This window comes from Pedobacter caeni (assembly GCF_900129215.1).
Lineage (GTDB): Bacteria > Bacteroidota > Bacteroidia > Sphingobacteriales > Sphingobacteriaceae > Pedobacter > Pedobacter caeni.
Genome location: NZ_FQUQ01000002.1, coordinates 827,858 through 840,644, shown reverse-complemented (window position 1 = coordinate 840,644; position 12,787 = coordinate 827,858). Strand labels below are relative to the sequence as shown.

Below are 12,787 nucleotides of genomic sequence, written 5' to 3'. Positions count from 1 at the left end.
TTTATTTAATTCTTAAAAAATGATTCCATTAGGTTTCCAATACTTGCCGGCTGCTGGATAGGCACATTATGGTCGCCATCTACTTCCAGCATCTCCACTCTCTTTATTTTCTTTTTTAATTTCTTACCCGCTTCCAGACAATTGGAGTCCGCACCATACAAGAGCAATGTTTCCTGCGAAATTTCACCGATCTCCGCGGCACTGAAGAAATCACGCTCCCTGATCATATCACTTTTGATGCTCGTTTCATGAAACAGGTATTCATACATGCGGTGGTTTTTCTCCATCTGCCTTTTGCCCATTTTCGATTTGGTGGTATCGGCAAAGTTCTGGACATAATATTCCAGAAACTCCCTGCTGTATTCATCAATGATGTCACGGGTTTTATCGTCGTTAGGATCCGGTGCTTCAATGATGGCGAGTTTTTTGATCTTATCCGGAAATCGGGCCGCCATTTTCAGGGAGATCAGTCCACCGAAACTATAACCTGCCAGGTGCACTGAGGATAATTCCAGCCTTTCCAGCAGCTCCGACAAGTCATCGGTCATGCTGTTCAGGTCGTATCCATCCGCAATCTTTTCGCTCATGCCATGACTTTTCAGGTCATACATGACCACATGAAAATGCTTCGCCAGAATAGGGGCGATATTAAAATAGTAAATAGAGAGGTTGCTGAACATGCCATGAACCAGGAGCACCGTTTCGGCTGCTCCTTTATTCAGTTCCTGAACATGTACGCCCCGGCTTTTTACGTTAATTATTGGCATTCTTCGATGTAATTAACAATAGTGCCCAGGTTCAGGTTGATCAGTTCGTCCAGGTCCATGTTCGACAACCAGCCGGTAAAATCAATCTGCTCTCCAAAATGGTTCTTTATTTTCTCTGAGAAAGACACAATCTCTATGCTGTCCATCTCCAGGTCTTTGGTAAAAGAACTTTCCATCGTGATGTCCATTTCTTCCACAAATTCTTCGCCGATCACTTCAGTGATAAATTGTTTCATTAGATCAAAGATCTCGCTGCTGTTTAGTTTCGCTGTTGATATTATAGTGTCCATCCGATGATATAGTTTTTATGTTTAATAGTTTTAATGATGATGTCTTTTATTCTTAATTCTTCGCCATTGACCTCTTCGATCACATAGGCTCTTGGGTTTCCCTGTAAACCTTTCCCCAGGAATTTACCATAAGCTTCTTTTGCCACCCAGAAACGGGTAGCCCATTCGGCTTTATCTTTATCAGCGAGTAAAACCTGCTCTTCTGCAGAAAACACCAACTCGTAGAAGCCTTCACTTCGTTCTTCAATACGCTCAATGTCGATCCCTACAGGGCGGTTATAACGGGCAATACCTACTGCATCGGTTCCTTTATGCGCAATGGAGATCTCTATCCCATCCGTCATCGGTCCGTGGAGGTAAGGTTTATGCACTTCGTCCGACCTGATTTCAAAAGAGATCGGATAGCAGGCTTCCTGTTTTTCCTGGTTCAGCAGGTTTCTAACAGCATCTTTTACCGCCACACGACTGATGATCCATTCTTTTCTTTTATTCGGCAAGAGGGATAAATGGTGTTTTTTCTCGTCCTGATTAAAATAGCGCTTCAAGATGAAATCCCAGGAAACCACGCGGGTATAGGCATTATGGAACAGGAATACTCCCGGTGCCACTTCTTCCGACAAGCGGTTGTGTAATGGCGACATGGATACTTTCCATAGCGCTTCATCAATTTCCAGCCTTCTGTTTTGCCAGCCGCTGATGATCGCCCAAACCTGGTTGTCCCTTTTCATCACAAAGTCGGCCGTTGCAAATTCTTCATTGAGTTCCGTCAGTACGCAGGTACATTCAAAAACCCCCTGCTGGTCCATCATCTCGCCAAAGAATTCTATTTCCTGGATTTTAACCGGGAAAGCGATCCGGTCTTTGGTCAGGGTCAGCTGTAGCCATAACCCGAACAATTGTCCGGCATTGTCCAGCAATGAACCTTTTCCTGCGCCACCTTCAATCATTCCGGTGATGCCTTTTTCCCCAACTTTGATCAGCTCCCTGATGCCTTGATAACCCGGTCCGTGGAACATGTGCTCTTCATAAATCTGAGTAGCTGTCCTTTCGATATTTAAGGATTCCCCAATGTCAAAGCTCCGCTTAGGTGCTGCGGTAGCAGTGCTGTTGAGCAATACTTCGGCATTGGCAAAACGTTCGAGGTTGAGGTATACCAGATGTTCAGCTTTCCACTCTCCGGTAATCGTTTCGCGGAAGGGCTTCGCCACATTCATCCATTGAAACACCTTGATGTTCCCGATCTTATGTACACGCTCGGCTGGGGCCTGTTCTGCAGCGATCTCTCCAAACATTTCGAAGATCATCGTCATCGGAATTACAGGGTCCATATCGTCCACACAATGCCAGCCTTTAGGCTGCCTGAGCAGGGAATGATCCACGAGGTAAGGACAATTTTCAAGTGTGATGTCCATTGCCTTTGTAAAAGGAACCCTAACCGGGGTTACCACCAGCGGCATTACCGCTGGTGAAGTCCCGGTTGTCGGAGCGTACGCATTGAGCGTAAATGGTTTATTCTGAAAAAGCTGCAGCAGTTCCGATTGGATCCCAATCATTTCTTCTACATTTTCATTAAAAGCCCTCATTAAAGGATGGGCAACATCTTCCATAATGGCTTCCCTGCGGGGAGCCTTGTTTTCCTGCTGGAGTGCCAGATTTTTTAATCCGTTCAGGTTACTGATCAAAGGCAGGCCAAGTTGTAGCTTTAGTCCTTTTTTAAGGAGGGGCTCCTGCAGTTTATCGTAGCCCATGAATTTCATCCCGGCCTCTTTGCCTTCTACAAACAAAGCAGCCAGGACCCTTTGCAGTTGGGCAACACCAGACCTCAGCGCGGTATTTGAAGATACGGTGCTGCAGCTTTTACCTTTTAAGGTATCATCAATAAATCCGATCAGCCCTCCGGAGCCCACCTGAATAAACAGTCTGGCTCCTTCCTCGTATAGTTTCTCCGTCAGTTCACGGAAACGCACCGGCTTAATGAGGTGTTCCACGCTGAGCTGCCTGATCGCTTCAAAACCTTCCGGATATAGCTCCAGGGTTGTAGCAGACCATAAAGGGAATTTGGTTTTTCGGAATTGCATTTTGCTCATTCCTTCCAGCATCACTTCCAGTTTATCTTCCACAAAAGGAGAATGGAAACCAGATTGAAAAGGAAGAATCTGATGGAAGATCTGTTTTGCCTTTAGTATGGGAACCAATTGCTCTAATGCCGTATTGCTTCCACAAAGGATCACCTGCTGCGGACAATTGTCATTGGAAAGGTACAGCTGTTCAATATCCTGCATGATGGGTTGCAATTGTTCTATGCCACATCCCACGGCAATAAACCTGGAATCTTTCAGTTCAAAAGTTTCCGGGTTCAGGTAATTGAGCAATTGTAATACAGAAGATTCTTCTGCCAGCTCTGATGACCTTGCGGCCAGCCATTCGCCTAAGCTATGCCCTGCATTCATTTCCGGCAATACGCCCAATTGCTTGAGTGCAGTATCCAGTACACTGCTTTTATTTAATATTTTTAGTGCCTCATTAAGTAAGCCTTCAGCTTTGCTGTTGTTGTCTTGCGGAATGTTAAAATATTCAGCTACGCTGTTTACCTCTCCACCTGCAAGGCCATCCAGTCCCGGAAATACAAAGGCTATTTTACCACCTTTGCTTAAAAGGGGCTCATTGCTGTACCAGATGTCTTGTTTATTACGCCATGGCAGATTTTTGCCTGCAATTTTCAGGGCTTTTTTTAAGCGCTCCGGGCTGGGATCAAATACAGCGATGCGGTATGTTCCATTTCCCGGGTTTCGGTCATTGGTTTCCAAAGCAAGTATCAGTTCTTCATGACTTTCCCTTGCCAGCAACAACACTTCATCTGTTGCTGCCTTTTTGACTTCCGCAGTACTTAACTGCTGAGCTTCCAATGGAAGGTATCCTTCCAGTACCACATGGGCATTGATGCCGCCAAAACCAAAAGCATTTACACCTGCAATCTTCGGCAAGCCGGAGGCTTCCCAGTTCTGAGCTTCCTGAACCGGTTGAAAGCGGCTGTCCTTAAACACAGCCAATGGTTCCTCACAATGAAGTGTTGGAGGAAGAATCCCGTGATACAAGGCCAGGGAAGCTTTGATCAAACCTGCAATCCCCGCAGCAGGCATGGCATGTCCGATATTGGATTTTACCGTTCCTATTCCCGCTTTTGGCAAAGACTCATCCTTACCAAAAAATTGGGAAAGGGTCTCTATTTCTGTTTTATCTCCAAGTGGAGTTCCTGTTCCATGTGCTTCGATATAGCCGATCTTTCCGGCTTCCAGTCCTGAATTTCCCCAGGCCTGAGCAATGGCTTTCAGCTGTCCTTTTACAGAAGGGCTCATCACACTTGTCCCGCTGCCATCACTGCTGACCCCAACTCCTTTTAATACTGAATAGATCTTATCCTGATCCCTGACCGCATCTTCCAGACGTTTGAGTACCACAAAACCGCAACCTTCTCCGATCAGCAATCCATCGGCATGTGCATCAAAAGGGCTGATTTTACCTCTTTTAGATAAAGCGCCCAGCTGACTGAAGATACTCCAGAAAGCAGCATTCTGCCCTACATGCACTCCTCCTGCAATCATCAGATCACATCGGCCACTATTCAGTTCCTGTACGGCCTGGTCTATCGCAATTAAAGAGCTGGCACAAGCCGCATCCAGGGTATAGGCCGCTCCACCAAGGTTCAGCCTGTTGGCCACCAATGAAGCCACCAGATTTGGAATCAGTCCCATTGCCGTATCAGGTCCGAAACGTCCTTTACGCAATTGGTATTCTTTTTTTATGTTTTCAATTTCGGCTCCTGATAAATCGGGCATCAGCTCTTTCAATAAATGAACGATCTGCTCCCCGGTCCTCACGATCTCGATAGCCCTTGTCGCACCCGGACCAGAATAATTCCCTTTACCAATGATGATTCCTGTTTTTTCAAGAATGTGGTTCTTGTCCAACACGCCCGCATCGCCCAGTGCTTTATGCACCAGGCTCAGCGTTAGCAAATGATCGGGTTCCGTTCCCTCTACTGCAAGGGGAAGGATTCCAAAATCCGAAGGGTCAAACACGAATTCTGGAATAAATCCTCCCCTATTGCAATAGAATCGATCTACCCCCGTAGCGCCGGAATCAAAATGTACAGGATCAATTCTGTCGGCCGGTACGGTCTGCGTAGAATCTACCTTATTGATTATATTTTGCCAGAAGGTCTCTACATCTTCCGCACCCGGGAAAATGCAGGACATTCCAATGATGGCGATGTCCGTCTTTTTCATGGCTACCAGTTGTTACCTGCCATGATGAGCACCTGACTCTCATTACCATATTTCATTTCATTCAGGAAAGTCTCCATTCCTTCATCCAGAGGGATCATGGAAATTCCACGTCGTTCATATTCTTTCTCTAAAGAAGGAGATACCATTCCGGCACCTTTCCATGGCCCCCAGTTGATAGAAAGTACTTTTCCTTTGATCTTCTCTTTCAGTTCCCAGGCATACCTGTCCATTACACTGTTTGCAGCAGCATAATCTGTTTGTCCGCGGTTTCCATAAACAGAAGCGATACTGGAGAACAGGATGACGAATTGTGTGTCTGCCCTGAGCTGTTCTGCAAGTACTCTCAAAGGAGTCACCTTGGTTTCAAAAACTCTTTTAAAAGAATCCAGTGTTTTCGCGTGGAAGAGCTTGTCTTCCAGCAAACCAGCACCATGAACAACCCCGTCAATCCTTCCGTATTCCTCATAAACATTACTGATCAAAGTGCTTAAACCTTGCTCATCACGAAGGTCCAGTGCTTCATAGGAAACGATAGATCCGGTCAGTTCCAAAGCAGCAATGGTCTGAAGAATCTGGTTATTTTTATAAATCCTGGAGGTTTCCTGTTCTATTTCTGCCGGTTTTTTAAGTACACCGAGTTTAACAAGGTAGGCTCTGATTTCTTCTTTCGTTTTTAAGAAAGAGAATTGTTCCAGTCCGTTCGTTCTCGGATCAGGAGAACGGCCAACCAGGATATAACGGCAAGGGTAATCCTTGGCAAAACGCATCATCAGCTCTGAAGTGATGCCCTGTGCACCGCCCAACACCAGTACTACCGCATCTTTATCCAGTTGGATATGGGAATCTTCCAGTCCGGTGATCAGTTCAGAAGGGATCAGTTCCAGTGTTTGCCGGCCATCTCCGTTATAAATCACTTCCGAAGGATCGTCAGGATTTAATATTTCATTCAGCGTGATGTCTGCCACCGCTTTAGGGCTTTGTTTTATAGCCAGACTAACCACCCTGAATTTGGTTTGTTCATATTCCTTATCCAAACTTTTAAACAGTCCTGAATATCCTTGAAAACGTCTCAAAGTAGTCGTATCAGCCTGTTGGCTCATATGACTTTTGGTATCAGAAATAAAGTATACCCACTTCAGCTCTTCCAGATCCAGTTGTTTGATCAGGGCAATGTGATCAATGATCTCCGTTTGTTTAACAGAATCAAACATATTGAGAATCAGCAATCCCTGATATCCTTTAAGGTCATCGTTGATGGATACGATATCTACGATGGCCCCTTGTTTTTCAAAAGCTTTTTTGATGGCAATGGCCTGAGGTCCTTCATCATCAGTTACCGCAAACTTTTGTCCTTTAAGGGCGGCAAGTTCTGTATTCAGCAATTCAGATGGTGTCAGTTCAAAGCGGAGGCGCGACAAGCTTTCGGCTGGTACCTGTACACTTTCGCCAATAATCTGCTGAGCAGAAATCACTGTTTCCTGGCTTTCTGTTTCAATTTCTGAAATCCAGTTGACCAGGCCATTCAAGGTTTTAATTGCAGCCAGTTTTTCCATCAGGTCATCTCCGGCATCTTCGCCTTTGCTGAATCCGATTTTGATTTTCAACTCGCCGATGATCTCCATCCGTTTGATCGAATCGATACTCAAGTCAGCTTCCAGGTCAAGATCCATTCCCAGCATATCCTGAGGGTAGCCGGTTTTTTCACTCACAACCAATAAAATAGCAGATTTGATGTCTTCCGCAGTTAGCTTAACTACAGTTCCTGAGGGAGCAGGAGTTTCCGGTTCAGGAATCACTTCCGATACCGGACTATTTTCTTTGATCCAGTTGACCAGACCATTTAAAGTTTTAATGGCCGCCAACTGTTCCATAAAGGTGTCTTCGTTTTTATCCGCCTGACTAAAACCTCCCAGCTCTGTACGCAACGCACCGATAATTTCCATACGCTTAATCGAGTCAATGCTCAGGTCGGCTTCCAGGTCCATCTCCATACCCAGCATCTCCTGCGGATATCCTGTTTTATCGCTCACAATCTGCATCAATACCATTTTCACATCGATCTGTACCCGGACAGGTTTTGTTGCAGTCACCTGAGGTGCTGCAATTACTGCCGCCGGAATAACATGTTGAGCGGTGGACTCTACTCTGTTTACTATGGGTTGAAAAGCAACAGGATTTCCCTGTGGAACATGTTGTCCAAGGAAAGTCAACATGACATCACGCTGTGCCTGAATCATCATTTTCATGCTGTTCAGGTATTCCTGCATCATCAGTTCAGCTCCATTGGACGGGGTATTTATGATTTCGGTTCTTCCTTCTATATTTTTCATCTTGAGTGGTTCTATGATTGGTAATGCACCATACGCAGGAAGTTTTCCTACAGTAGGGATGGCATGCTGTCCGTTAACAGACCATACCGTCGGACTTTTCTTGTATTGTCCGGGTTCATCCAGGTTCAGCATTGTTCCTTCACGGCCTTCAAAAAGTTTTTCTACTTTCACAGTCCTTCCGGTGGCCAGATAAGTCGCAATGGTGCATAACAAATGGGTGATTTTGTTGTGTCCGTTGTCTTCTGCATATAACAGCAGTTCATCTTTGGACAGACAGGCTTTGACCAATGAGGTTAATACTTTTCCAGGTCCTACTTCGATAAAGATTCTTGCGCCATCAGCATACATCTGCTGTACCTGCGCTACAAATTTCACCGGTTTCACCAGGTGTTCCGTTAACCTTTCTTTAATGGCCTCTGCATTTACAGGATAGATTTCTGCAGTGGTATTTGACCATACCGGCAAGCTCAGGTCATTAAAGTTTACCTGGCTCAATACCGACTTGTAGTTCTCTTTTGATTTCTCTACCAGCGGGCTATGGAACGCACAGGCCACCTCCAGCGGCCGGAAAGATACTTTCTCTTTCTTCAAGGTCTCTGATAGCTTTTTGATGGCAGGAGTTGTTCCGGCCAGTACCTGTTGAGTCGGGGAATTGAAGTTTACCGCATAAACATCTGCTACACCGTCGATCCATTTGGACAGATCTTCCTGATTCCCATTCACGGCAATCATGGCTCCCGTGTCTTCTCCTTCTACGGCATCCAGGATGGACTTCGCACGCTGCTCACTTAAGAACACCAGCTGATCTTCATCAAAAGCACCCGCAAAACACAAGGCAGGCAATTCGCCATAGCTATGTCCCGCAACCATATCGGGTTCCATTCCCAGCTCTTTCAGGAAATTCGCCAGTGCGAGGTCAACAATCCCCAGAAGTGGCTGTGCCATACGGGTATCCTTAATCCTGTCTTTCTGTGCTTTCAGCGATGCTTCATCAAAAACCGTATTGGGAAAGAGCACTTTTTCATACTCAGGTCTTCCTTTCAGCAGCTTGCGCATTGCCGGAAAGATGACAAAAAGATCTCTTGCCATATTGATCCGCTGACTTCCCTGACCAGGGAACATAAATGCGACCTTTCCTTCTTTCTTTTTCGTGATGTAAGTATCCTTACTTTCCACACCAGACAGGGCCAGGTCGATTTTCATGATCAGGTCTTCAGGTCTGTCGGCCACAATACTGAGTTGTACCGGTTTCCCGTTCTCCAGTGCCAGACTATAGGCAATATCTTTAAGGCTGATATTGTCATTGTCGTCCAGCAGATTTTTGACTACGCTTAACCTCGACTTGGCCTCTTCATAGGTATTGCCCCTGAAGACAAAAAGTTCCGAAGGCCATGATTTTAATGCAGGAAGCTCATCAGAAACCTGATGGTTACTTTCTATAACCGCGTGGAAGTTTGTTCCACCAAAGCCAAAGGCACTCACACCGGCATATCTTTTTTCTTCCATCCATAATCCGGCTTCGGTATGGAAAGCGAAAGGACTTGTGGCTCCGTTATAATAGCTATTCGGTGTTTTCAGATTGATGGTGGGTGGTTTAATCCCGTAATAAGCCGCTAAGGTTGCTTTGATCAATCCCGCCAGTCCGGCAGCACATTTGGTATGTCCGATCTGCGTTTTCACTGAACCCAGATGGGTTTGATTGGCAACCGCACCGGATTGATTCAACATGTCCGTTAAAGCGCTTAATTCTGTTCTGTCTCCTACCACAGTACCTGTACCATGAGCTTCAACCAATCCCAAGAGGGATGGGGATATTCCTGCCTGTTCATAAGCACGTTCCAGTGCTTTTACCTGTCCGGATTTCCGGGGTGCAGTTAAGCCAAGGCTCTTTCCATCACTGGAACCACCAATCCCCTGAATCACCGCGTAGACGGTGTCACCGTCCCTCAATGCGTCATCGTGTCTTTTCAGAACCAGCATTGCCACCCCTTCACCAAGGGCAATACCGTCTGCTTCCGCATCAAAAGTGGCACACCGTCCTTTACGGGACAAAGCATGCGTACTTGAGAACATCAAATAATCATTTATTCCATTATGCAGGTCTGCTCCTCCTGCGAGGACCATATCTGATTTTTCTAAGAACAACTCCTGACAAGCCAGGTCTATTGCCGCAAGCGAAGAAGCGCAGGCGGCATCTACAGTGAAGTTCCGTCCACCAAGGTTCAACCTGTTGGTGATCCTTCCTGAGATCACATTGGCCAGGATTCCCGGAAAGGAATCTTCTGTCATCTTTGGCAATGCAGCATCCAGCTCTTCCGGCATTTCACCGAAAACCTGTTTAGAGAAACACCTGAAGCTATAGCTGTTGGCCAGGTCATTTCCACCTTCGGCACCGATGATCACGGATACATTTTCGGCATTGAAACTGCCATCTTTATATCCGGCATGTTCCATCGCCTGTCTGGCCACCATCAGGCTCAGCAACTGAGTAGGCTCAATCGCGGCAAGCGATTGCGGAGGGATTCCATATTCCAGCGGATCGAAATCAATTTTAGGAATAAAGCCGCCCCACTTAGAATGAGACATGTCTGCGGCGGTAGATGCAGGATCATAGTATAATGCTTTATTCCAGCGCTCATCAGGAACTTCAGTTACTTCGTCTGTTCCGAGAATGATGTTGCGCCAATATTCTTCTATATTTTTCGCTCCGGGGAAAATACAAGCCATCCCGACGATAGCGACATTTAATGATTTTTCTTTTGATTCCGGAGGGCTTGATAAAACAGCCTGTTGAATGTGCGCGAAGTTGCCATCAGCCACTTCTTTATGCAAGTCAAGAACAGAGACGATCTCGTTACACATGGAGGCCACCTGTCCGATCATATACATTCCAAGCGTCAGTTGTTCCTTTTCATCAATTGTCACCAACTGATCACCCCTGCGTTCAATTCCCTTAGCAGCAATACGTAGTCTGCCCACATTCAGGGTTTCCAGCTTTGCCCAGATCTCTTTTTTATCGATTCCTTCTTTTTGAAGTTTTTCCTTTTCTTCATTAAAGAAAGTGGCAAAAGGAGAATTCAGACACCTGGTTTCATGGCCAGGAGCAGTTTCCAGTAAAATGGTATCGGCCGATAACCTGGCTTGTTCCTGAAACTGATCACCTATGGCACCTGTGCTTACGGCTTCTTTGGTATAGAGATAGGAAGTTCCCATCAATACGCCAACCTTCACTCCTTTTGCGGCTAAAGGTGCAGCCATTACTGCAATGAATGCAGTAGAAAGGCTATCGTGGATGCCACCGGCAAAAAACACACTGATTTGTTCCGGATGATCTTCCTTCAGCAGACGTTCGATTTGTTTCTCCCAAAGTACCATACTCGATAATGGGCCAACATGCCCGCCACATTCCCTTCCTTCAAAGACAAACCTTTTAGCACCTTCTTTCAGGAACATATCCAACAGCGAGGCGGAAGGAACATGTAAAAAAGTTTTGATGCCTAATTTCTCTAAGGGCTTGGCCTGTGAGGGTCTGCCACCGGCGATCAATACCACCGGAGGCATTTGCTCCTTAATGTATTCGATCTGTTCGTCACGCAGTTCGGCTGGGGCAAAACCAAGAATGCCCACTCCCCAGGTTTTTTCTCCTGCGAGTCTTTTCGTTTCTGCGATCAGATTTTTCGCTGTTTCTCCTTTTAATAAAGAAAGCGCAACAAAAGGAAGTGCTCCCGCTTCTGCAACAGCATTGGCAAAAGGGGCCACATCGCTCACCCTGGTCATCGGGCCTTGTGCAATCGGATAGGTAATGTTCAGCTCTTTGGCCAGGGCATTACCTGCGCTGATCACATTCAGTGATTTGGCCTGGTTCAAATGCCCATAAACCGCTTCTTCGATACCAAACACCAGTTTATTGAGTTTTCTATAACGTGTTTCCAGATCAGTTGCCAATGCAATATCCTGTCCCATAGGAAGGAAGCTTTTTTCAAGATCGAAATCCTCAAAATACTTTTCCAGGTCTTTTGCAGTAGCATTTGCCTCCAGTGCCGGAGAATTTGGCCGTACCAATACGCGGAAATCACCGATCAGACGGGTTTCATTTCCACTTAGTTTTTCACAAACCAGTTTGATTGCCTTAGGAAGGGTACTTTCAGGAAAGAGGGCCAGTTGACTGTCCAATACTACTCCTGTTGCCCCTGAGGCGATTAAAGCAGCAGCGGTATGGATGCCCACACCTCCCTGAACATAGATGTCTATATTTTTTATTTCTTTAACAATGCGCTGAAAAAGGACGTATGAAGATTCATAGCCAACTTTTCCGGCACCTTCGTTGCCTTTTACAATAATACCGGCAGCACCTTCTGCCTGTGCTTTCCTTGCTTCATGGACATCGTGAACCTGGTAAAACAGCTTCACCTGTTCCGGCCTTGTCCACTTCATGCCATAGGGCAATACGACCATTGTTACCTGTACAGGCAAAATGACGTTGTTCATATCTTCCGAAACAAGGCAAACGCCAAATTCCCCGGAGGATCTTTGTGTTAACTGTTCAAGTGCTTCAGCAGCCCTGGCCTGATCTCTTCCGAGATGGAGTACAGGAAAAGCCTTTGCATTTGATAAAGAGAGTGCGAGATTTACATCAGGCCTTTCAAATGGAGTTATTCCAATAATTAAGGGAGTTTTCATATGTGTTGAGGGGGATGATTAGGGATTCAACTTTTCGAGCAATTCCACAGGTATTGAGAACAATAACCTATAGAAACAGGATTTTTAAAGAGAAAACACCTTGATTTTTATTCAAAGTAGCTCTATATCAAGAAAATCATTAGTTTTCGGACAATATTTCAATAGGGATTTCAAAAACTTAATGAAAAGCTATAATCCTATGCTTTTGTGATAGCAAAATTACTACTATAATCACGCAGAGTTACAAAATCACCAAAAATGAACAAAAAGAACAAGCTCAAAAAGCCTCAAAACAATAGAAAACAAGCTATAACTTAATAAGTAATTAACGCTAAGAATAAATAAGGTAATAAAGTGACTTTAATTTCGTTTTGCTGCGTTTATATTCAGAAAATATTGAGGTGTTATAAGATCCGGGATCTGGATTTTTATTT

At 45.4% G+C, this 12,787-nt stretch carries 4 protein-coding genes; all 4 read right to left on the bottom strand.

Annotated features, from left to right (window positions below; translation table 11 throughout):
• Positions 1 to 5: 5 nt before the first annotated feature.
• From BUC20_RS10975 to BUC20_RS10960, 4 genes are read right to left on the bottom strand one after another with little or no spacing between them, the layout of a single operon-like run.
• Positions 6 to 767: an alpha/beta fold hydrolase gene (locus tag BUC20_RS10975; protein ID WP_073230800.1), complete on the bottom strand. Its 762-nt coding sequence runs from the start codon at positions 765 to 767 to the stop codon at positions 6 to 8.
• On the bottom strand, positions 758 to 1,057 hold the full coding sequence (locus tag BUC20_RS10970; RefSeq protein ID WP_073230798.1) for an acyl carrier protein: 300 nt from the start codon (positions 1,055 to 1,057) through the stop codon (positions 758 to 760). Before BUC20_RS10970 ends, BUC20_RS10975 begins: the two co-directional genes overlap by 10 nt.
• On the bottom strand, positions 1,045 to 5,343 hold the full coding sequence (locus tag BUC20_RS10965; protein WP_073230797.1) for a type I polyketide synthase: 4,299 nt from the start codon (positions 5,341 to 5,343) through the stop codon (positions 1,045 to 1,047). The genes BUC20_RS10970 and BUC20_RS10965 overlap by 13 nt, the downstream gene beginning before the upstream one ends.
• 2 nt (positions 5,344 to 5,345) lie before the next feature.
• Positions 5,346 to 12,353, bottom strand: a complete 7,008-nt coding sequence (locus BUC20_RS10960) for a type I polyketide synthase (protein WP_073230795.1) — start codon at positions 12,351 to 12,353, stop codon at positions 5,346 to 5,348.
• Positions 12,354 to 12,787 lie beyond the last annotated feature (434 nt).